This window comes from Undibacterium sp. WLX3042, assembly GCF_049544825.1.
GTDB lineage: Bacteria > Pseudomonadota > Gammaproteobacteria > Burkholderiales > Burkholderiaceae_D > Undibacterium.
Genome location: NZ_CP186698.1, coordinates 1,876,986 through 1,898,729, shown reverse-complemented (window position 1 = coordinate 1,898,729; position 21,744 = coordinate 1,876,986). Strand labels below are relative to the sequence as shown.

The window sequence follows — 21,744 nt, the reverse complement described above, 5'->3', positions numbered from 1 at the left end:
GTACAATAGCGGTTTGCTTAACGCTGTATTGTATTTATTGTGACTACTCAAGTTTTGCCTCCCCGCCGCGTCTCCGTGGCCCCGATGCTCGATTGGAGTGACCGCCATTGCCGTCAGTTTCATCGCCATATCACCCGCCATACCTGGCTGTACACCGAGATGGTGACGACCGGATCGCTGTTTCATGGTGATCTGCAACGTCATCTGGAATTTAATCCCGGCGAACATCCTGTCGCGTTGCAGCTCGGCGGTAGCGAGCCTGCTGATCTCGCACATTGCGCCAAACTGGGCGAAGAGTGGGGATATGATGAAATTAATCTGAATTGCGGTTGCCCGTCTGAGCGCGTGCAGAAAGGCGCTTTCGGCGCTTGCCTGATGGCAGAGCCGCAACTGGTGGCGGATTGCGTGAAGGCGATGAAAGATGCGGTCTCCATTGATGTCACGGTCAAGCATCGCATCGGTATTAATGATGTCGATTCGTATGAATTTATGCGTGACTTTGTCGGGCAGGTCGCTGATGCAGGTTGCAAAACCTTTATCGTGCATGCGCGAACTGCAATCCTGAAAGGCTTGTCGCCGCGCGAAAACCGTGAGATTCCGCCGCTGAAATATGATTACGCCTACCGCTTGAAGCGAGAGTTTCCTGAGCTGGAAATTATTCTGAATGGCGGCATTAAAACGACGGCGGAAATGCAGCAGCATTTACAGCATGTCGATGGCGTGATGATAGGGCGTGAGGCATATCACAATCCTTATTTTATGGCGGACTTTGATGCGCTCTTTTACGATGACATGACCCCGGTCAAAACCCGTGAAGAAATTCTGCATGCGATGATTCCGTATATTCATCGTCAGTTAGAATTGTATGGTAATGGAGGCAAGGGTTTGCGCCTCAATAGCGTGATACGCCACATGCTGGGATTGATGATGGGGCTGGTTGGTGCCCGTGCTTTCCGGCAAACTTTGTCCGATAGTAAAAAGCTGGCTTCCGGTAATCCTGACATATTGCTTGAAGCTTTTGAACGCATGCAAACAGTGACTGCGTATGATCGCAGTCTCGAAGTATCTTCTCAATAATCAGAGGGCCTTATGAACATGTTTATCAAATCCATCATCGCTGCTTCCATCGCCACCTTTACTTTGGCCGCACAAGCTGAAATTGTGGTGAAGGATGCGTGGGTCAGAGCTACCGTGCCACAGCAAAAAGCGACTGGTGCATTTATGCAGATTCAAAGTACAAAAAATGTACGCCTGATCGAAGTGCAGTCGGCGGCAGCCGGTCTGGTGGAAGTGCATGAAATGAAGATGGACAATAACGTTATGAAAATGCGTGCGATTCCTCAACTGGATGTGCCGGCCGGAAAAAATGTCGAGCTCAAACCTGGTGGTTATCATGTCATGCTGATGGACTTGAAAGCGCAGGCAAAAGCCGGTGATGCCGTGACACTGAAATTAATTTTCGAAGATGAAAATAAAAAACAGGAAACTGTGGATGTGAAAGCGACCGTCAAAAGTCTGACAACGATGGAACACAAAATGTAAGTTTCATGACCCAAATTGTGACGCTTTTCTATGGCGAGTAAAAATTTGTAATAGCTTCCGGTGATGCGGGGTGGTGCAGTTATATTGTTAACTGTTTCAACGCACGCTCCTCTTCTCACTGGATTGTGAGTTCATGCCTACGTAGGAATTACGTAGGCATTTTTTATTCAGACTCATTCTGACTAGACAGATTTTATGCGACGAATTTCCTTCACTAAAAGAAACGCACTCGCCATTGATATGGCTGTTGCCATATCAGACAGTGCGATCCTCAGCCGTGTTCCTTTCGATCGAATCCGTATAGAACATTTGCTGTCACGGGCGGATGATGTGCATCACCTACTGGCGCTGACACCAAAGCAAAGCGCATTCTGGCATGAAACTGTCGGCACCTTGAGCCACATCTTACGTCAACGCGAAGTGCGACGTGAACAATGGCAATCAGCGCAGCGGGAATCAATGCAGAAAGACAGCTTTGCTTTACCTGAGCTGTTTTCCCAGCTTGAGCAGGAAGAGCAGTCCGGTACGACTGAAAATATCCGTATGCGTGATTTGTGCCTGGCATTTTATGAAGCATTGCATCAGGACCAGCGGCATTTGCTGCATCGCTTTTTATCGACGCAAGTGATCAACCGCCACCAGTCATCTCTCCATCTGAATAAGCAAATACAAGAGAGGAGTGCACTGAGCTGGTCCAAAGTCTCGCATCAACGCGACTGCACGATGAATGCATTCCTCAGTTTAATGACCTGATTGCTTGAGAAAGTATTGCTATGGGGGCGAAATCCTTATATAATGCGTAGCTCACTTGGGGTAAAATTCAGGTGAAATTCAGTGGTGGTCGTAGCTCAGTTGGTAGAGTCCAGGATTGTGATTCCTGTTGTCGTGGGTTCGAGCCCCATCGTCCACCCCACAGAATTTAATGAAATCAACGGCTTACAGAGTTTTCTTTGTAAGCCGTTTTTCTATTTGTCAACGAAAAAAAAATTTTCCGTCAGCTTGTTTTCTTGAGCGATTTTTGTTTGCCACTTATCAATGATTTGTTGTGGGACGCGTTCAAGTGAGTGTCCGTTTATTTACTTTCGTGATGCCTTATCTCGTGCATTGGAACTGACGATACGACCTAGGCCGGTCTAGTTCTTTCAGCCAGTGACCCCATCCTTTTGCAGTCAGATTGACTACCGTCAGGGGAATTTCTAAATAACCCCACGCTCCTTAAGCTTATATCACCTAAAAAAGCAAAAGGAGCTGTCATGGCGAATGAAGGCAAAGCCTATTCAGTACTGGCTTCCAGTACGTTGGCGTTTACTGTGTGTTTTACGATCTGGATGATGTTTGGTGTGATCGGTATTCCGATCAAAAATGCGCTGCATTTAAATGAAACCGAATTTGGCTTATTAACTGCAATGCCAGTTCTGACCGGATCATTGATACGGGTGCCGTTGGGTATCTGGACTGATCGTTTTGGTGGTCGTATCGTGTTGTTTGCCCTTATGTTGTCAACAGTCATTCCGATTTACCTGATCAGTTATGCGACCGCGTACTGGCATTTTCTTGTTCTGGGATTGTTTGTCGGTCTGGCTGGCGGATCATTTTCGGTTGGCACACCGTATGTTGCACGCTGGTTTAAAAAAGATCGCCAGGGCCTGGCAATGGGGATATTTGGTGCCGGTAATTCTGGTGCAGCCGTCAATAAATTTATCGCTCCTGTTCTGATTGCCGCCGCTGGCTGGACTCTGGTTCCGAAAGTTTACGCAGGCATGATGCTGGCAGCGGCACTGATTTTCTGGGTTTTTTCTGCAACGAATCCCAGCCATAACGTGAAATCCAGTGTCAGCTTTATGGCGCAACTGAAAATGCTGAAAGATCCCAAAGTCTGGCGTTATTGCCAGTATTACTCGGTGGTGTTCGGCGGCTACGTTGGTCTGAGTTTGTGGATGGTCAAATATTACGTCACCGAATACGGTTTTGATATCAAGAGTGCCGCTTTGCTGGCCGCCTGTTTCTCTTTGCCTGGCGGTGTGTTGCGCGCTTTCGGTGGCTGGCTCTCAGATAAATACGGCGCTTACAAAGTCACCTGGTGGGTAATGTGGGTTTGCTGGGTCGCGTTCTTTTTGTTGTCTTACCCACAGACTGATTTCACGATCAAAACAGTCAATGGTATGCAGACATTTCATATCGGACTGACTCCAGTGCTGTTCACCATGATTTTATTTGTGGTCGGCATCGCGATGGCGGTAGGTAAAGCATCGGTATTCAAGTTTATTTCAGACGATTACAGCAGCAACATCGGTGCGGTATCGGGTGTGGTTGGTCTGGCTGGTGGCCTGGGTGGATTTATTTTGCCTATCATGTTTGGCGCGATCGTTGATGTGACCGGTATCCGCAGCTCGTGTTTCATGCTGTTGTACGGCACCGTCTGTGTTTCTCTGGTCTGGATGCACTTCCAGTTCCGCCGTGAAGGCATGCTGGCGGCGCAGGCATCGTTACCTGCATAAATTCCGGTGTACCTACACCTCAATGTAATGAACGTTTTTTGAATAATCAGGAGCAGATAATGAGCCATGTTTTAAAACGCTGGGAACCGGAAAATCCGGACTTCTGGCAAAAAGAAGGTAGTGCAATTGCGAACCGGAATCTGTGGATTTCGATTCCTAGTCTGATGCTGGCATTCTCAGTCTGGATGTTGTGGAGCGTCGTGGCGGCGAATCTGGACAAGGCAGGATTTAAATTCACGAAAGATCAGTTATTCTTTTTGACGGCGCTACCAGCCTTATCCGGCGCGACTTTGCGGATATTCTATTCATTCCTGGTGCCGGTGTTTGGTGGTCGCAAATGGACGGCGATCTCGACTGCAAGTCTGTTGATCCCCGCCATCGGTATGGGTTTTGCGTTGCAAGATCCGACTACCAATTATTCAACGTTGCTGGTGTTGGCTTTGTTGTGTGGATTGGGTGGGGGCAATTTCAGTTCCAGTATGGCGAATATCAGTTTCTTTTTCCCAAAATCACGCAAAGGTTATGCGACCGGCATGAATGCTGGTATCGGTAATCTGGGCGTGTCTGTGGTGCAGTTTTTGACACCGTTGGTGATTTCATCCGCGATGTTTGGTGCTGCCATTTCGGGTGACGGATTTTTATTCCACAATGCCAAAACCGGTGTCGATAAAATGTATTGGCTGGGAAATGCCGGATTCGTCTGGGTTCCCCTGATTGTTGCAGCGACTATCGCTGCCTGGTTCGGGATGAATGATATTGCCTCTGCGAAAGCCTCATTTGCAGATCAGGCGGTGATTTTCAAGCGCAAACACAACTGGCTGATGTGTTTCCTCTACATCGGTACGTTCGGTTCTTTCATCGGCTTCTCCGCAGGCTTTGCGATGCTGATCAAAGCGCAGTTCCCTGAAATTGATGTGGCCAAATTCGCGTTCCTAGGGCCATTGGCTGGTGCGTTGGCACGTCCTGTCGGCGGTATGATTTCAGATAAAATCGGTGGCGCCCGTTTGACGTTCTGGGTGTTCGCAGTGATGGCGCTGACAATTGTCATAGGTATTTTGCCAGCCTTGCATTCACATCAGTTCATGATATTTTTGGGCTCGTTTATTCTGATGTTTATTCTCACCGGACTTGGTAATGGTTCTACATTCTGTATGATTCCCATTATTTTTCAGACCGAGAGAGAACGTGCTGTTGCCGGTAAGGGCGAAGCGCTGCTGAAGCAGGCACGTCTGGATGCGGCCAAAGAATCTGCTGCTGTGCTGGGTTTTTCCGGTGCGATCGGTGCGTATGGTGGCTTCTTTATTCCTCAGGGCTTTGGTACTTCCATCAAGATGACGGGAGCACCTGATATGGCTTTGTATGTTTTCATCGGATTCTATGTCACATGTATGGCGGTAACCTGGTGGTACTACTCGCGCAAGGGTGCAGAGATGCCATGTTGATGCAGGTGTAGTTTTTTGCTCAGGCATTGGCCTGAAAGATTAAGCCTCTGATAACGATCAGAGGCTTTTTTATTGGCTGAATCTGATGTCTTTTTCGCGCTGTTGATGCAAATCATTTTTCCTGAAAAACGACTAGTTCTAAAGGACTAGCCAGCCTAGTGCCAATGCTTGGGCTGACACACCGCACCGAAGAATGGGCGCGGCAGCGCTGAATCCCTACACTCTCAGTATGCAAGTAAAGAAACTTGTGGGTACATCGCCCACCTGATATGGAGAGTTACGATGAGTCATTTTCTGGATAGATTGAAGTTCATGTCGCGGGTGAAGTCCACCTTCTCCGATGGTCATGGTGCTGTAGTTGAAGAGGATCGTAAGTGGGAAAACGCTTACCGCAGCCGCTGGCAGCACGATAAGATTGTGCGTTCCACCCATGGTGTGAACTGTACTGGTTCCTGTTCCTGGAAGGTATATGTTAAGAATGGCTTGATTACATGGGAAACCCAGCAGACAGACTATCCGCGTACCCGTCCTGATTTACCGAATCACGAGCCACGCGGTTGCCCTCGCGGTGCCTCTTACAGCTGGTATGTCTATTCCGCCCAGCGTGTTAAATATCCGATGATCCGCGGTCGTCTGATGGAAATGTGGCAAGAAGCACGCAAGACCATGGGGCCCGTGCAGGCATGGGAATCGATCAGTCAGGATCCGGTCAAAGCGCAACGTTATAAATCGGTTCGCGGTCTTGGCGGCTTTGTACGCGCTGACTGGGATACCGCGCAGGAAATCATTGCAGCCGCGAATGCGTTCACTGTCAAAAAATTCGGCCCTGATCGCGTCGTCGGTTTTTCTCCGATTCCAGCGATGTCCATGGTTTCTTACGCCGCTGGTGCGCGCTACCTGTCTTTGATTGGTGGCGCATGCTTGTCTTTCTACGACTGGTACTGCGATTTGCCGCCAGCAAGTCCGCAAGTATGGGGTGAACAGACTGACGTACCAGAATCTGCCGATTGGTATAACTCCACTTACCTGATGGTCTGGGGTTCTAACGTACCGCAAACACGTACACCAGATGCCCACTTTTACACAGAAGTGCGTTACAAAGGTACGAAGACCGTTGCTGTGTCTTCCGATTTCGGTGAGATGGTGAAATTTGGTGATATCTGGATGGCACCTAAACAGGGTACGGATGCAGCGCTGGCAATGGCGATGGGTCATGTGATCCTGAAAGAGTTCCACCTTGGCGGCAAGTCTGATTATTTCCGCAGCTATGTCAAACAATATACCGACATGCCTATGTTGGTACGTCTGGTTGAGCGTAATGGTTGCTTCGTACCAGATCAAATGTTGCGCGCATCGCAATTGCCAGGTGGATTGAACGAAGAAAATAATGGCGATTGGAAAACACTGGCGATTGATGAGAAAACTGGCGATATCGTTTCACCAAACGGTTCTATCGGTTATCGCTGGGGCGAAGGTAAAGTCAATGATGGCGAAAAAGTCGGTCGCTGGAATCTGGAACCAAAAGATGGCGGCTCAGGTCGTGAGATCGATCCACAATTGAGTCTGGTTGCTAAGCATGATCAAGTAGTGAGCGTAGGCTTTAACTACTTCGGCGGTGCAGATGCCAACGATATGGTCTTGCGCAATGTGCCCGCACGCAAAGTGACCTTAGCTGACGGTACAGAAATCCTGGTTGCCACTGTGTATGACCTCTCGATGGCTAACTACGGTGTGGATCAGGGGCTGGGCGGCGCGGTTGCTCATTCTTACGATGACGACGTACCTTACACACCGGCATGGCAGGAGAAACACACCAGCGTTAAACGTGAACTGGTCATTCAGGTCGCACGTGAATTCGCACAAAACGCCCACGAAACGCATGGTAAGAGCATGGTCATCGTTGGTGCAGCTTTGAATCACTGGTACCACAACGATATGATTTATCGCGGCATCATTAATATGCTGATGATGTGTGGTTGCGTCGGTCAATCTGGTGGTGGCTGGGCGCATTATGTGGGCCAGGAAAAACTCCGTCCACAATTCGGTTGGGCACCTCTGGCCTTCGCGTCTGACTGGACACGTCCCCCACGTCAGATGAACGGCACCAGTTTCTTCTATGCGCACACCAGTCAGTGGCGTCATGAGAAATTGCATATCGATGAGATTCTTGCACCAACGGCAGACAAATCCAAAGTCAGCCACATGAGCATGATCGATATGAATGCGAAGTCAGAACGTCTCGGTTGGCTGCCATCGGTTCCTCAGTTGGAAACCAATCCGCTGGACGTATGTGACGCGGCCTTAGCTGCAGGCCTGGAGCCAGCGGAATACCTGAAACAAAGCCTGAAATCTGGTCACGTGAACATGAGTTGCGATGATCCGGATAATCCTAAAAACTTCCCGCGCAATATGTTTGTATGGCGCTCGAATATTCTCGGTAGTTCAGGTAAAGGCCATGAGTATTTCCTGAAGTATTTACTTGGTACACAGAATGCGCTGTTTGATGATCCGGATGGAGCGGTCAAGCCATCTGAGGTTAAGTATCGTGAAAAAGCTGCCGAAGGCAAGCTGGATTTGCTGACTGTGCTGGATTTCCGTATGAGTACAACCTGTCTGTACGGCGATATCGTGTTGCCGACAGCAACATGGTATGAAAAAGACGATCTGAATACCTCCGATATGCATCCTTTCATTCATCCGTTGAGTGAAGCCGTGCAACCTTTGTGGGAAAGTAAAACCGACTGGGAAATTTACAAAGGTATCGCTAAGAAATTCACTGAAATCGGTGGTGACTATCTGGGGACACGCAAAGACATCGTCTTGCAACCTTTGATGCACGATACACCGGGTGAACTTGGTCAGGCGTTTGAGCCAAAAGACTGGAAAAAAGGCGAGTGCGACCTGATTCCTGGCAAGACTGCGCCTAGCTTTGTGGTCGTTGAACGTAACTACAAAGAAATCTACAAAAAGTTCACTTCGATCGGACCTTTGTTAGACAAACTCGGCAATGGTGGTAAAGGGATTAACTGGAACACCGAACACGAAGTCCATGAAATCGGCGGCATCACCAAAGTGGTGACTGAAGAAGGTGTATCGAAAGGACGTCCACGCCTGGATACAGCGATTGACGCCTGCGAAATGATTTTGACATTCGCACCGGAAACCAATGGTCATGTCTCCGTCAAAGCATGGGATGCTTTATCGAAAATCACTGGTCGCGATCATACGCATCTGGCGGTTGGCCGTGAGCATGACAAGATCCGCTTCCGCGACGTACAGGCACAGCCACGTAAGATTATTTCGGCACCGACCTGGTCTGGTCTGGAATCGGAAGAAGTCAGCTACAACGCCGGTTATACCAACGTGCATGAACTGATCCCATGGCGCACACTGACCGGTCGCCAGCAGTTCTACCAGGATCACCGCTGGATGCTGGACTTCGGTGAGGGGCTCTGTGTGTACAAACCAGCGATCGATACCAAGACGGTTGCGCCGATGTTGAATAAACATCCGAACGGTGAGAAAGAGATTGTTCTGAACTGGATTACACCGCATCAGAAATGGGGTATCCACTCTACGTATTCTGACAACCTGCGCATGCTGACCTTGAGTCGCGGCGGCCCGCACGTCTGGGTCTCTGAGATCGAGGCAAAAGAAGCAGGTCTGGTGGATAACGACTGGGTTGAGGTATTCAACAGTAACGGTACGTTGACGGCGCGTGTGGTGGTCAGTCAGCGTGTGCCAAAAGGCATGTGTCTGATGTATCACGCTCAGGAAAAAATCGTGAACACACCGGGTGCTGAATTGTCCGGTATGCGCGGCGGTATTCATAACTCAGTGACACGTGCGGTCTTGAAACCTACCCACATGATTGGTGGCTATGCTCAACTGGCATATGGCTTCAACTATTACGGCACAGTCGGCAGTAACCGCGATGAATTTGTGGTTCTGCGTAAGATGAGAAAAGTAGATTGGTTAGAGGGTAAATTGGAAGAGGAGTCTGCATCATGAAAATTCGCGCACAAGTTGGCATGGTGCTGAACCTGGATAAATGTATCGGCTGCCACACCTGTTCCGTGACCTGTAAAAATGTCTGGACCAGTCGCGACGGCGTTGAGTATGCCTGGTTTAATAACGTCGAAACCAAGCCTGGTATTGGCTACCCTAAAGAGTGGGAAAATCAGTCGAAATGGAAAGGCGGCTGGCATCGGAATGACGCGGGCAAATTAGAGCCTAAACAAGGCGGCAAGTTGCGTATCCTGGCAAACATTTTTGCGAATCCGAATCTGCCGCAGATTGACGATTACTACGAGCCGTTCACTTACGATTATGAGCGCCTGCAAAATGCGCCATTGTCACAGACACCACCGACTGCACGCCCTGTTTCTGTCATCACTGGCAAAAAGATGGACAAGATCGTCTGGGGGCCGAACTGGGAAGACGATTTAGGCGGTGAATTCAGTTCGCGTAGTCGTGATCAGTTATTCGAAGGCGTGCAAAAAGAAATGTACAGCACCTTTGAATCAACCTTCATGATGTACCTGCCACGTTTGTGCGAACACTGTCTGAATCCGGCTTGCGTAGCATCTTGCCCATCCGGCTCGATTTACAAACGGGAAGATGACGGTATCGTTCTGGTTGATCAGGACAAGTGCCGCGGCTGGCGTATGTGTATCTCCGGTTGCCCTTACAAAAAGATTTACTACAACTGGAGTTCCGGTAAAGCGGAGAAATGCACATTCTGCTACCCACGGATTGAAGCCGGTCAGCCAACAGTCTGTTCCGAAACTTGCGTAGGCCGTATTCGTTATCTCGGCGTCTTGCTGTATGACGCTGACAAGATAGAAGCAGCTGCTTCAGTAGCGGATGAGAAAGATTTGTACGAGGCGCAACTCGGTTGCTTCCTGAACCCGCATGATCCGGAAGTCATTGCCGAAGCGCGTAAGCATGGTATTCCAGAGAGCTGGATTCAATCTGCACAAAAATCGCCGGTCTACAAAATGGCGATGGAATGGAAGATTGCTTTCCCACTGCATCCGGAATACCGCACATTGCCTATGGTCTGGTATGTACCGCCGCTGTCACCGATTCAAAAGGCAGCAGAAGCAGGGCACATGGGTATGAACGGCATTATTCCTGATGTGAAATCGCTGCGTATTCCAGTCCGTTATCTGGCGAATTTGCTGACAGCCGGTAAAGAAGAGCCTGTCTTGAGAGCCCTGGATCGTATGCTGGCAATGCGTGCCTTTAAACGTTCTGAAGTTGTGCACGGCCAGAAAGATACAGCAGTGTTGGCGCAGGTCGGCTTGACCGAAGCGCAGGTGGAGGACATGTATCAGACCATGGCGATTGCGAACTACGAAGATCGTTTCGTGATTCCTTCATCGCACAAGGAAATGGTCGAAGACAGCTTCAATGAAAAAGGCAGTTGTGGATTTACGTTCGGTAACGGCTGCTCGGGTGGTGTTTCCGATGGTGCTTTGTTCGGCAAGAAGCCACAGGGTAGTGTGATTTTTGTCGAAATGCCGAAATCACGCAAAAAAATGTCCAGCGTTGAATAAAAGCCGTTTCAGGTGCGCATGCCGCACCTGATCTGCCCTAAAGGAAATTGTATGCAAATTTATCGTATTTTATCTGCACTCCTGAGTTATCCCCAGGCTGAATTACAGGCGGCGGTTCCTGAGATACGGCAGGCGCTGGCTGATGAACCGGACAGCCTGGAATCGCTGGAACCCTTGCTGGATTATCTGAGCACGACGGCATTGATTCCTCTGCAGGAAAACTATGTCGGCACGTTTGACCGGACCCCCTCATTGGCCTTGCACCTGTTTGAACATATTCACGGCGAGAGTCGTGATCGTGGTCAGGCCATGGTGGACCTGATTGAAGAATATCGTCGTCATGGATTTGAACCGGAAGCAAGTGAGTTACCGGATTATGTTCCTTTGTTCCTGGAATTTTTAAGTCTGGTCAGTGATGAAGAGGCTGAAAAACTTCTGGGTGAAGCGATACACGTGATTGCGGCCATTGGTGTTCGTCTGCAGCGTCGTGAAAGTCCTTATGCGAACGCATTTTTGATGCTGACATCGTTTACGGATGTCGTGCCGCAAGAGCAGGGTGAACCGCCAGTACGGGATATGGATGATGCAATGGAAACGTTCGGCCCTGGTGCCGATGGTGTTGAACCTTTGCTGAAACCGAATCTGTCAGGCACGCATCCGGTCAATTTTTATCCAAAGCAGCCCAAAGCGAACGGCGCTACTTCTTGTCAATGAGGAGATACCATCATGACTTATCTACATCAATTTATTTACGGGATTTATCCCTACATCGCGCTGGCTATTTTTCTGTTCGGCAGTCTGGCACGTTTTGAACGGGAACAATACACCTGGAAAAGCGACTCGTCGCAAATGCTGCATACCGGCAACCTGAGAACCGGCAATATCTTGTTCCACCTTGGAATTCTCGGATTGTTTTTCGGCCATCTGGTTGGTTTGCTGACACCCGTTGTTGTCTGGGACACGCTGGGAGTCACGCACAGTTTTAAACAGATGATTGCGATGGTGGCTGGTGGTATTTTCGGTACCTTATGTATGGTCGGCTTGCTGATTTTGTTGCATCGTCGTTTCTCTGATGCAAGGATTTCTGCTGTGACGAAAACTGGTGACAAGGTATTGTTGCTATGGATTTTCGTCACGCTGGGCCTGGGCTTGTCGACGATTTTTGAATCAGCGAATCACAGCGACGGCCACATGATGGTGCTGCTGATGACATGGGCACAGCACATCGTGACTTTCAAGGGGGACGCTGCTGAATTTATCGTTGCCGCGCCTTTACTGTTCAAGCTGCATTTGTTCATGGGGCTGAGCTTGTTTGTGATTTTTCCTTTCACCCGTCTGGTACACGTCTGGAGCGGTTTTGCTTCTGTAACCTATATCAGCCGCGCATGGCAGCTGGTTCGTCCACGCTGATTCGGAGATTAACATGCCTGTCGTAGTCAATGGTTATGAGTTCACCGATGCGGACATGGAGCGGGAGTTACCTGAACATCAGGATGCTGCTGACCCGGTAAAAAGTGCGATGACGGCACTGGTTCTGCGCCGCATCCTGCTGCAAGAGGCGCAGCAGTCAGGTTTGCAGAATGACGATGAGGAAGCGCTGATTGATGCCTTGTTGCAACAGGAAGTCAACGTGCCCACCCCCGGACGAGATGAGTGTCTGCGCCAGTATCAGGCACACCCTGACCACTTCCGGGTGGGGGAGCTGGCAGAAGCCAGTCATATCCTGTTTCAGGTGACACCGGGTGTGGATCTGGACGCTTTGCGCAAACATGCTACGGCGGTACTGGAGGATGTGCTGGAAAATCCGGCGCAGTTTGGCGAATGTGCAAAGGCCAATTCCAATTGTCCATCAGGTGAAGTTGGCGGCAGTCTGGGGCAGATAGCTCGCGGTGCAACCGTGCCGGAGTTTGAGCAGGCATTGTTTGCGGCCGAAGCAGGTCGCATTATTCCTAAGCTGGTCGAGACCCGCTTTGGCCTGCATATCATACAGGTGGGGCGTAAGGTCGAAGGGCAGATGTTGCCGTTCGATAAGGTAGAAAAAGATATTGCGAGCGCGATGCATCAGGCCAGTCATGACCATGCGTTGCGCCAGTATCTGCAATTACTGGTAGGGCGCGCACAGATTTCCGGTATCGATATGCAAGGTGCTGACAGCCCTCTGGTGCAATAAAGCAGTCGGGCATGTAGCCAGCCGCGATTGCAAAAAAATACGAAGGAATGTGTTTGCACATTCCTGATCACAACTAAGGTGAGAACATGTCTAAAGCAATGAAAGAACTGGTGCGTCAGCATCAGGAATGTGATGATCAACTGAACCGTTGCGAGGCCGCTTTGCATAAAGGTGATATGGCTTCAGCCGGACGCAATTTCCGTTTGTTCAACGAACAGCTGGACGGACATTTCACGCTGGAAGAAAGCAAACTTTTTCCTGCGCTGGAGCAGGCAACTGGCATGGTGAATGGCCCGACCAGCGTTATGCGTAGCGAGCATGCAGAGATACGTCATCTGCGCGATGAGGTGTATGCCGCGATCGAGGCAAATCAACCCGAAGCCGCGTTGGCAGCAATCGATACGCTGAACGTGCTGATTCAGCAGCACAATGTAAAAGAAGAGAATATTTTGTACCCGATGTGTGGCGGAAGTATTCCAGATCTGGAAGATAAACTGGGCATGGGTAGCCCTTGTTGCGGCGCCTGTTCTTGCGGCTGATGTGTCGCTGATATATGGCTGATCTTTCTTTGCTGACTGCTGTTTCTCTTTAAAGATAGGATCAGTTTTGTCAGGTGTCAATATTCTCAATTACGAGCTGGCGCCATCGCCGGCGACGATCTTCGGTTGTCTGTTACCGGCACCCTGGTTGGGCTTGCTTGCAGGCTTATTGCTCGCATTCGGCCCCGCTTCAGGTTTGCCGGACCGGTTTGCACCACTAACGCTGGCCGTCACTCATAGTCTGGTGTTGGGCATGTTAATGCCCGTCATGATTGGCGCTTTATTTCAACTGATGCCGGTGGTGGCCGGGCAAACTGTGGCTGCCGCGCGTTTTATTTCTCCATTTGTTGCGATGGGTTCGGCGCTGATCGCGGCCGGTTTGTCCAGCGGATTTTTATACGGCTATACCGACGGATTCAAGTTGGCCGCAGGCCTTGCCTTTTTTTTATATGGTGCGGTGGTGTGCGCTTTGCTGCGGACCGCGTGGCGTATTCAGGTGGTGGATGCAACTACCCGTACTTTGCGCTGGACCGGAGCCGCCATCACCATGGTGGTGGGTATCGGCATTGCCCTGGCAGCTAATTTCGCAGGCTGGTGGAGTATTGATGTTCTCCATTGGCTGAATTTGCATGTTGCTTGGGGGCTGGTCGGTCTGATCGCGACACTGGTGCTGGGCGTTGGCTCGACGACAGTTCCCATGTTCTGGCAAAGTGCGCGACCTTCTGCGCGCTGGCAGCGGGTTGTTCCCACAGCTTTGTGGATACCTTTAATGTTGGCGACGCCGGTATTTTTCTGGCAGTGGTCCTTGCTTACTGGCTGCATTTTCATGCTGATGTTTGCCAGTATCGCATTGCGTGCTATCTGGCGGGCGCGGCGCAGATTTGATCCGGCATGGCAGTTATGGCTGGTGTCGGCCGCGAGTTGGGCGACAGCATCTTTACTGACTGGAGTGTACAACGCTGGCGACTCTGCCAACAGCATTCTTGCAGTCTTGCCAGCGTGGCTTGTGCAGGCATTTCCCTGGTGGATAGGTGTGCTGGTGCTGGTTGGTGGCGCCGTGTTGCCAGTGAATGCGATGATGGGAAAAATTATTCCGTTTCTTGTTTTTTTGCACCTGCGGCGACAAATGCCTGCCGGGCGGCGTGTACCCGCCATGCAGGTGATTTTGCCGCCACAGCGCTTGTTATGGCAGGCACGTCTGGTCTTACTCGCGTTGCTGTTGTTATTGCTGTTGCCGTTGGCACCGACGGCGTTGACAACTTTTGCCGGCCTGGTGTTTGCCGCTTCGCAAGGTTTGCTGGGCGCGTTGATGCTGATGACCTTGTTTCGTTATCGTCGCGAATTGCATGCTGTGCTTATGCGCCCGGAAGTCAATCATATTCCGCATATCCCCCAAAAGAACTAGCGCATTCTGGTCTGGCGGCGAATTGTGCCTGCGGGCACCTGCAGCCACAATGCAGACATGGAAACTCCTGCCCCCGCCACTCCTGCTAATGTCGCCAATACGCTGACCGATCGTTTCGGGCGTCGTGTCAATTATTTGCGCTTGTCTGTCACTGATCGTTGCGATTTACGCTGCAGCTATTGCATGCCCAAGGGCTTTTCCGGATTTGAAGAACCGGAAAACTGGCTGCGTTTTGATGAAATAAGTCGTGTGGTTGCGGCCTTTGCCCGTATGGGTGTTGGCCGGGTCCGGCTGACTGGCGGCGAACCTTTGTTACGCCGTGGATTGCCGCGACTGGTGTCGCAATTATCCGAAATTCCCGGCCTTGACGATATTTCTCTTTCGACGAATGCGACGCAACTGCATAAACATGCACAGACCTTGCGTGAAGCTGGCGTGCATCGTATCAATGTCAGTCTCGATAGTCTCGATAAAGCCTGTATGGAACAAATTACCGGTCGTGACAGCTTTGCCAGCATCATGGCGGGCTTGCAGGCCGGAAAACAGGCGGGATTTGATCCGATTAAACTCAATATGGTCGTGATGCGCGGAGTAAATGACCATGAAATATTGCGCATGGCACAGTTTTGCTTTGACGAAGGTTTTATTCTTAGGCTGATCGAAGCAATGCCCATGGGCGCGACCGGGCGCAATAGTCAGTATCTCGACATTGGCCCGATACGGGATCAGTTGGTTCAGCACTTTAATTTATTGCCAGCGGCAACCGAGTTGGGTGGTGGCCCTGCACGTTACTGGAGCAGTGCCGATCGCAAGGGAACCATCGGCTTCATTTCTCCTATCAGTCAGCATTTTTGCGCTACGTGCAACCGGGTGCGTTTATCTGTTGATGGCACGCTTTACATGTGCCTTGGGCAGGAAGAGCGGTTTGAGCTGCGCCCCTTGCTGCGCGCGGGAATCAGTGACAGCGAACTGGATGCTGCGATCCGTACTGCGATAGAATTGAAGCCTGAGCGACATGAATTTATCGAACAACCGCATAAAATCATTCGCTTCATGTCGCAAACTGGCGGCTAAAAGAGATGGAGTAAGGAATGGAAGTAAGAAATATTCACCAGTTCATTGAGGGCTTTCAGCGATTCCAGAGTAAATACTTTAACGGCGACGATCCTTTATATGCAAAACTGAATCATGGTCAGAATCCGACGACCTTACTGATTGGTTGCTGTGATTCCAGAGTTGATCCTGCCTTATTACTTGATTGTGATCCCGGTGATATTTTTGTCGTCAGAAATGTGGCGAATCTGGTACCGCCTTGCAACGAATCCGAGCATCAGCATGGTGTCAGCGCCGCGATACAATTTGCGGTCGAGTCACTGAATGTCAAACGTATCATCGTGATGGGTCACGAAAAATGTGGTGGTATCCGCGCCCTGATGCAAGGGTATCAGCCGAGCCGTAAAATTGATTTTATCGGGCAGTGGATGAAAATTGTTGAACCGGTCAAACAACAGGTATTGCAACAACTAAATTTGTCTTCTGAGTCTGAACGAAACCGTGCCTGTGAACTGGGTGCGATCATCATGTCGTTAAATAATTTACGCAGTTTCCCGTGGATCGCAGAGCGGGAGGCGAGTGGTGAAATTGCCTTGCATGGCTGGTATTTTGATATGAGTAACGGTGCTTTGCTTGCTTATTCGCCGCGCTCTGATACTTTCTTGCCTATGGTGTGTCCGTTGGGTGTTCCGCACCCCGATACGCAACAGAACCCAATACAGCAGAATATCAGTGCATAACATCTGATAACTGCTGTTTGTTTTGCCTGAAAGGCTTTGCTTTGTACGAAACTCCTATCCCCAGGTGCTGATGATGAATGTATCGCAAAGTCTGCCGATCGGCAAAAGACTGACATTCCGGATATTGCTGACGACGCTGGTTGGTCTGGCGCTGACGCTGGCCGCAATTGCTTACACCGTACTGCTGTCCTGGCAACTGGAAGGCGGTGGTGCGGCAATTAATGAAGCAGGCAGCTTGCGTATGCGTTCTTACCGGCTGGCGATCGAGCTGGAGCAGAGCATAGGGAAGCCACAAGCTGTAAGTAGAGTCGCGCAGTCGCTGGCCGAATATGACCGTACGCTTGCTGATTTGCAGGCGGGCGACGCAAAACGTCCCTTATTCCTGCCGGTCACGGCCAGTATCCGTAAGCAGATGCGGGAGGTGCAGAAAGATTGGCAGCAGCATATCCGTGTCGGCGCACAGAACGTCATGCAGGAAACAGATCCAGTACGACAACAGGCTGTGCTGGCAGAATATGTACAGAAACTGCCGGATTTTGTGGAAAGCATTAACCAGTTGGTGTCGCTGGTAGAAGTTGAACTGGCAGAAAAAACAACATGGTTGCGCTTATGTCAGACTGCCCTGATTTTCATGTCGCTGGCGGCCAGCGTTGCCTTGCTTCATCTCTTATATCTGTGGATATTCGGGCCTGTGACCCGCATGCAGGCGGGTATTGCGCGTATGTCCAAAGATGATCTGAGTGTGCGCCTGCCGATAGAAACTGAAGATGAATTTGGCGTTCTGGCGCAGGCGTTTAACCAGATGGCTGATCGCGTGCAAACAGTGCATCGCACGCTGGAAGACAGAGTTTCTGAAAAGACGGCGAAATTGCAGGCGCAAAATCACGAGATCAGCACGCTGTACGAAACTGCCGGATTCCTGGCAAGACCGAATTCCATTGAAGAATCGTGTCGCGGATTCTTGCGAAGGATTATGCAAAGGATTGATGCCGATGGCGGCACCGTGCGTATTCTCGACAATAAGAATGACCATTTACATATCACTGTACATGAGGGTATCTCGGAGCAAATGATAGAGCAGGAACACTGCATCAAAACCAATGACTGTCTGTGCGGGTCAGCCACTCACAGCGGCATTGTGCTGGTCAGGGATTTCCGTCAACTGAATCAGCAGCGCCGCTATCGCTGCCAGGAGGAAGGCTTTGTCTCCCTTGCAGTATTTCAGATCCTTGCGCGGGAGCAGGTGATAGGCAGTTTCTCATTGCATTTTTCAAAAGAGCGGGTCATCTCGGGCGAGGAGCGCCGATTACTGGAAACATTAGGTAAAAATCTGGGGGCCGCGATAGAAAACCAGCGCCTGATTGCCAGAGAAAAAGAATTTGCCGTCTCGCAGGAACGCAATCTGCTGGCGCAAGGTTTACATGACAGCATCGCGCAAGGACTGAATTTTTTAAATCTGCAGGTACAGATGCTGGAAGATTCGTTGCGGCGCAATGATGTCGAAGAAATCAAAGATATTGCGCCGCTGTTGCGCGCCGGTGTTGAGGAAAGTTATGAAGACGTGCGGGAGTTGTTGCTGAATTTCCGTACCCGCTTGCAAGACAGCAATCTTGAATCGGAAATGCGCAATGTCGTCAATAAGTTTCAGCGTCAGACCGGCGTACATGGCGAGATTTATTTCGCTGGCAGTGGTGCACCGTTGGCGCCGGAACAGCAATTACAAGTATTGTTTATCCTGCAGGAAGCGCTGTCGAATGTACGTAAGCATGCGCAGGCCAGCAGCGTGAAAGTGCTGGTAGCGAATGAGCGCGACTTTTCTCTGACGGTCGCTGATGATGGTGCAGGATTTAATCTGGAGCGCGTACATGAAAAAGGCGATGCCCATGTCGGCTTGCGTATCATGCGGGAGCGGGCCGAACGTTTATCTGCCCGCTTCAATATTCATAGTCAGCCCGGTGCCGGAACGACGATCACCTTGCAATTACCGCGTCAGGAGCGGCTGGTTGCCTGAGTACTGAGCAGATCACTTTACATGAAAGCCTGAAAAATATGCCTATCAAGATTTTGCTGGTGGATGATCACACGCTTTTTCGCAGTGGTATTCGCTTGTTGTTGCAGCGTAATCCTGAATTTGAGATCGTCGGTGAAGCATCCGATGGTCTGGAAGGGGTAAAGCGTGCCAAGCAATTGCGACCCGATGTGGTGTTGATGGATCTGAATATGGCGGGTTTGTCCGGGCTGGAAGCGATGCAGCTCATCGTCGAGGATTTACCGGATACTGCCGTGCTGATGCTGACCGTGTCTGAGGAAGCCGAAGATCTTACGAAAGCACTGAAAAATGGTGCGCGTGGCTATTTGCTAAAAAATATCGAAGCAGATTATCTGACTCAGGCGATCCGGCGTGCCGCCGCTGGTGAACCGGTGATCGCCGAATCCATGACGGCTAAGCTGGTGATGCAATTCCGTACCGGAAACAACCTCAGCACCGCACCGGAGCGCGAGAAGCTCACGCCGCGCGAACGCGAAACGATGATCTGCCTCGCGCGTGGCGAAAGTAATAAGGAAATCGCCCGCAATCTGAATGTGGCGGAAAGTACCGTCAAAATTCATGTGCAGAATATCCTGAAAAAACTCAGTCTCAGCAGCCGCGTGCAAATTGCCGTGTACGCTGTTGAACACGGGCTGGATAAGTCGTAAGACTGCCATTTCCACTATATTTTCCTTACTCGTCGTGTCTGCTGCTCAGGCAGGATATCGGCACGACAGCATCTTTGTGTTCTGCCAGCCATGAGTATCTCAGTATTTGTCTTCTCTGGTATCGCCGCATTCACTGATTTGTGCGGCATGTCTCCGTCATTCGCTCAGGCGATCTCTCCGTTTGCTTTTCAGTTCTAGTTCTCTCGGCGGATAGTCAGTAATTTTCTCTGCTTCTACACTTGATTTCTGTCAAAGAAGCTGGAGAAATAACATGAGAGATAACATGACGAAAATTAATTTGCTTGGTTTGCTGGAAAATCACGCCCTGTTCCGGAATATTTCGGCCGTGGATCTGCACACATTGCAAAGGGATGTGGTCAAGACTGAGCTGGAAAAAAACACGATGCTGTTCCGCAAGGGTGATCAGGCCGATGCCTGTTACATTGTCGTGTACGGGTTGGTGAAGCTGAGTATCCCTTCTTCGCAGGGCAACGATAAAGTGCTGGAACTCATTCGTCCCGGGCAGAGTCTGGGTGAGGCGATGATGTTTCTGGATGAGCCGTATCCATTCTATGCAGAGGCGCTGGAAAATACTCTGTTGCTGAAAATTCCGCGCCAGGCTCTTCTGCGTTTGTTGGATCGCTCGCCCCTGATTTCACGCCAGATGATGGCAGGGTTGTCTTACCGTCTGCTGGGTTTTATCCGGAATGTGGAACGCTATTCTTTGCAAAATGCGACTCAACGCGTGATTGACTATCTGTTGCAAACGTCTGCGATGCAAAGCACGAATGAAGTCAGGCTGGAATTAAAGAAGCATTTGCTGGCGTCTTTGCTCAACTTATCGCCCGAAACCTTGTCACGGGTATTGCATCAGCTGATGGACGAACAATTAATCCGTGTCTGTGGTTCTACGATTCATATCGGTTCGCATGATGCGCTGAAAACCTATCAGCACAATGTTGTGACCCTGCATTAATACAAGAGAGTCAGATGACTGATGGCAGGCGCCGGATGCCGATTGAAATTTTATTGACCCAGGACAATGACCGGAAAAATAAATTTTATTACCATCTTGTGTCATGAATCCTATCGATCTGGTTGCTCCTGCCGGTAGTCTGGTTGCTCTGAAAGCAGCGATAGACAAAGGAGCGAATGCGGTATATCTCGGCTTACGCAACGCCACCAACGCCCGTAACTTTGGCGGGCTCAATTTCGGCGACAGCGACATCCGACAGGGTGTTGCTTACGCGCATAGCCGCGGACGACAAATTCTGTTTGCGATTAATACGTATCCGCAGGCGCGCGCGGTTGCTGAATGGCGCGCCGCGATTGATACGGCGGTGCAGATGGGGGCTGATGCAGTCATCCTGGCTGATCCCGGTCTGATGGCGTATGCGCGCGATCGTCATCCCGATCTGCGATTACATTTGTCGGTGCAAGGCTCGGCGACAACGCTTGATGCGATTGAACTCATGCGCGAACAATTTGCGATCAAGCGTGCGGTGTTGCCGCGTGTGCTGACGCTGACCGAGATTGAGAAAATCATTCGTCAGACCACGGTGGAAATTGAAGTCTTTGGTTTTGGTAGCCTGTGTGTCATGGCCGAAGGACGTTGCCTCTTATCCAGTTATGTGACTGGCGACTCACCGAATAATAAAGGTGTATGTTCGCCTGCCCATGCGGTCAGCTGGGAAGAGAAAGACCGCACGATGTACGCTCGCCTGAGCGGCACGCTGATTGATCGCTATGCGCCGGATGAAGCGGCTGGTTATCCGACTTTATGCAAGGGCAGGTTCGAAGTCGAAGGTGAAATTGATTATGCGCTAGAAGAACCGACCAGTCTGAATGCCATCGGTCTGTTACCGCAACTGATCAATATGGGCGTGGCAGCGATCAAGATTGAAGGCCGCCAGCGCAGCCCCAGCTATGTGACGCAAGTGGTCGGCACTTTGCGCGCAGCACTCGATGCGGCGCAACGCGATCCTGGACGTTATTCCGCCCGGCCTGAATGGCAGGCGATGCTGGCGCGTCACGCCGAAGGCGCACAGGTGACGCAAGGTGCGTTTGAGCGTCCCTGGAAATAAGGCAAAACATACC

18 protein-coding genes and 1 tRNA gene are annotated in these 21,744 nt (G+C 50.5%); all 19 read left to right on the top strand.

From position 1 onward, the window contains the following. The first annotated feature begins 39 nt into the window (after window positions 1-39). The 19 genes from dusA to ubiU all read left to right on the top strand — a co-directional run bounded on the left by dusA (window position 40) and on the right by ubiU (window position 21,731). Complete coding sequence (dusA, locus tag ACPAOP_RS08575) at window positions 40-1,077, top strand: tRNA dihydrouridine(20/20a) synthase DusA (RefSeq protein ID WP_423679695.1); 1,038 nt, start codon at window positions 40-42, stop codon at window positions 1,075-1,077. 12 nt (window positions 1,078-1,089) lie between these two features. Then, window positions 1,090-1,542: a copper chaperone PCu(A)C gene (locus tag ACPAOP_RS08570; RefSeq protein ID WP_423709955.1), complete on the top strand. Its 453-nt coding sequence runs from the start codon at window positions 1,090-1,092 to the stop codon at window positions 1,540-1,542. Between the two features lie 195 nt (window positions 1,543-1,737). Continuing rightward, window positions 1,738-2,295 carry a hypothetical protein gene (locus tag ACPAOP_RS08565; RefSeq protein WP_423679693.1) on the top strand — a complete coding sequence of 186 codons (558 nt, stop codon included), beginning with the start codon at window positions 1,738-1,740 and terminating at the stop codon, window positions 2,293-2,295. Between the two features lie 84 nt (window positions 2,296-2,379). Next, window positions 2,380-2,455, top strand: a tRNA-His gene (locus ACPAOP_RS08560). A gap of 340 nt (window positions 2,456-2,795) precedes the next feature. Next, window positions 2,796-4,040 carry an MFS transporter gene (locus ACPAOP_RS08555; protein WP_423679757.1) on the top strand — a complete coding sequence of 415 codons (1,245 nt, stop codon included), beginning with the start codon at window positions 2,796-2,798 and terminating at the stop codon, window positions 4,038-4,040. Between the two features lie 59 nt (window positions 4,041-4,099). Then, entirely contained in the window at window positions 4,100-5,482 is a 1,383-nt protein-coding gene (locus tag ACPAOP_RS08550; RefSeq protein WP_423709954.1) for a NarK family nitrate/nitrite MFS transporter, read from the top strand. Window positions 5,483-5,764: 282 nt separating this feature from the next. Further along, window positions 5,765-9,493, top strand: a complete 3,729-nt coding sequence (locus tag ACPAOP_RS08545; RefSeq protein WP_423709953.1) for a nitrate reductase subunit alpha — start codon at window positions 5,765-5,767, stop codon at window positions 9,491-9,493. Next, on the top strand, window positions 9,490-11,043 hold the full coding sequence (gene narH, locus ACPAOP_RS08540; RefSeq protein WP_423709952.1) for a nitrate reductase subunit beta: 1,554 nt from the start codon (window positions 9,490-9,492) through the stop codon (window positions 11,041-11,043). The genes ACPAOP_RS08545 and narH overlap by 4 nt, the downstream gene beginning before the upstream one ends. Before the next feature lie 51 nt (window positions 11,044-11,094). Then, complete coding sequence (gene narJ, locus ACPAOP_RS08535; RefSeq protein ID WP_423709951.1) at window positions 11,095-11,757, top strand: nitrate reductase molybdenum cofactor assembly chaperone; 663 nt, start codon at window positions 11,095-11,097, stop codon at window positions 11,755-11,757. Between the two features lie 12 nt (window positions 11,758-11,769). Then, entirely contained in the window at window positions 11,770-12,453 is a 684-nt protein-coding gene (gene narI / locus ACPAOP_RS08530; protein ID WP_423679763.1) for a respiratory nitrate reductase subunit gamma, read from the top strand. Between the two features lie 13 nt (window positions 12,454-12,466). Beyond that, window positions 12,467-13,213: a peptidylprolyl isomerase gene (locus ACPAOP_RS08525; RefSeq protein ID WP_423709950.1), complete on the top strand. Its 747-nt coding sequence runs from the start codon at window positions 12,467-12,469 to the stop codon at window positions 13,211-13,213. 86 nt (window positions 13,214-13,299) lie between these two features. After that, window positions 13,300-13,752: a hemerythrin domain-containing protein gene (locus ACPAOP_RS08520; RefSeq protein WP_423709949.1), complete on the top strand. Its 453-nt coding sequence runs from the start codon at window positions 13,300-13,302 to the stop codon at window positions 13,750-13,752. Window positions 13,753-13,819: 67 nt separating this feature from the next. Continuing rightward, on the top strand, window positions 13,820-15,157 hold the full coding sequence (locus ACPAOP_RS08515) for a hypothetical protein (RefSeq protein ID WP_423709948.1): 1,338 nt from the start codon (window positions 13,820-13,822) through the stop codon (window positions 15,155-15,157). A gap of 57 nt (window positions 15,158-15,214) precedes the next feature. Then, window positions 15,215-16,231 (top strand): GTP 3',8-cyclase MoaA, encoded by a 1,017-nt coding sequence (gene moaA / locus ACPAOP_RS08510; RefSeq protein WP_423709947.1) that lies wholly within the window; start codon window positions 15,215-15,217, stop codon window positions 16,229-16,231. A 17-nt stretch (window positions 16,232-16,248) separates the two neighbouring features. Next, window positions 16,249-16,950 carry a carbonic anhydrase gene (locus ACPAOP_RS08505; RefSeq protein WP_423679768.1) on the top strand — a complete coding sequence of 234 codons (702 nt, stop codon included), beginning with the start codon at window positions 16,249-16,251 and terminating at the stop codon, window positions 16,948-16,950. A gap of 73 nt (window positions 16,951-17,023) precedes the next feature. Continuing rightward, window positions 17,024-18,961 (top strand): type IV pili methyl-accepting chemotaxis transducer N-terminal domain-containing protein, encoded by a 1,938-nt coding sequence (locus ACPAOP_RS08500; RefSeq protein WP_423709946.1) that lies wholly within the window; start codon window positions 17,024-17,026, stop codon window positions 18,959-18,961. Window positions 18,962-18,999: 38 nt separating this feature from the next. Continuing rightward, window positions 19,000-19,647, top strand: coding sequence for a response regulator (locus ACPAOP_RS08495; protein ID WP_423679770.1), 648 nt, complete (start codon window positions 19,000-19,002; stop codon window positions 19,645-19,647). Between the two features lie 283 nt (window positions 19,648-19,930). After that, window positions 19,931-20,623, top strand: coding sequence for a Crp/Fnr family transcriptional regulator (locus ACPAOP_RS08490; protein WP_423679771.1), 693 nt, complete (start codon window positions 19,931-19,933; stop codon window positions 20,621-20,623). A gap of 103 nt (window positions 20,624-20,726) precedes the next feature. Continuing rightward, complete coding sequence (ubiU, locus tag ACPAOP_RS08485) at window positions 20,727-21,731, top strand: ubiquinone anaerobic biosynthesis protein UbiU (RefSeq protein ID WP_186898202.1); 1,005 nt, start codon at window positions 20,727-20,729, stop codon at window positions 21,729-21,731. The last annotated feature ends 13 nt before the right edge of the window (window positions 21,732-21,744 follow it).

Bases quoted from the DNA above. Each gene is read 5' to 3' on its own strand.
- ACPAOP_RS08570 (WP_423709955.1), top strand. From the start codon at position 1,090: ATGAACATGTTTATCAAATCCATCATCGCTGCTTCCATCGCCACCTTT.
- ACPAOP_RS08565 (WP_423679693.1), top strand. From the start codon at position 1,738: ATGCGACGAATTTCCTTCACTAAAAGAAACGCACTCGCCATTGATATG.
- ACPAOP_RS08555 (WP_423679757.1), top strand. From the start codon at position 2,796: ATGGCGAATGAAGGCAAAGCCTATTCAGTACTGGCTTCCAGTACGTTG.
- ACPAOP_RS08550 (WP_423709954.1), top strand. From the start codon at position 4,100: ATGAGCCATGTTTTAAAACGCTGGGAACCGGAAAATCCGGACTTCTGG.
- ACPAOP_RS08545 (WP_423709953.1), top strand. From the start codon at position 5,765: ATGAGTCATTTTCTGGATAGATTGAAGTTCATGTCGCGGGTGAAGTCC.
- narH (WP_423709952.1), top strand. From the start codon at position 9,490: ATGAAAATTCGCGCACAAGTTGGCATGGTGCTGAACCTGGATAAATGT.
- narJ (WP_423709951.1), top strand. From the start codon at position 11,095: ATGCAAATTTATCGTATTTTATCTGCACTCCTGAGTTATCCCCAGGCT.
- narI (WP_423679763.1), top strand. From the start codon at position 11,770: ATGACTTATCTACATCAATTTATTTACGGGATTTATCCCTACATCGCG.
- ACPAOP_RS08525 (WP_423709950.1), top strand. From the start codon at position 12,467: ATGCCTGTCGTAGTCAATGGTTATGAGTTCACCGATGCGGACATGGAG.
- ACPAOP_RS08520 (WP_423709949.1), top strand. From the start codon at position 13,300: ATGTCTAAAGCAATGAAAGAACTGGTGCGTCAGCATCAGGAATGTGAT.
- moaA (WP_423709947.1), top strand. From the start codon at position 15,215: ATGGAAACTCCTGCCCCCGCCACTCCTGCTAATGTCGCCAATACGCTG.
- ACPAOP_RS08505 (WP_423679768.1), top strand. From the start codon at position 16,249: ATGGAAGTAAGAAATATTCACCAGTTCATTGAGGGCTTTCAGCGATTC.
- ACPAOP_RS08500 (WP_423709946.1), top strand. From the start codon at position 17,024: ATGAATGTATCGCAAAGTCTGCCGATCGGCAAAAGACTGACATTCCGG.
- ACPAOP_RS08495 (WP_423679770.1), top strand. From the start codon at position 19,000: ATGCCTATCAAGATTTTGCTGGTGGATGATCACACGCTTTTTCGCAGT.
- ACPAOP_RS08490 (WP_423679771.1), top strand. From the start codon at position 19,931: ATGACGAAAATTAATTTGCTTGGTTTGCTGGAAAATCACGCCCTGTTC.
- ubiU (WP_186898202.1), top strand. From the start codon at position 20,727: ATGAATCCTATCGATCTGGTTGCTCCTGCCGGTAGTCTGGTTGCTCTG.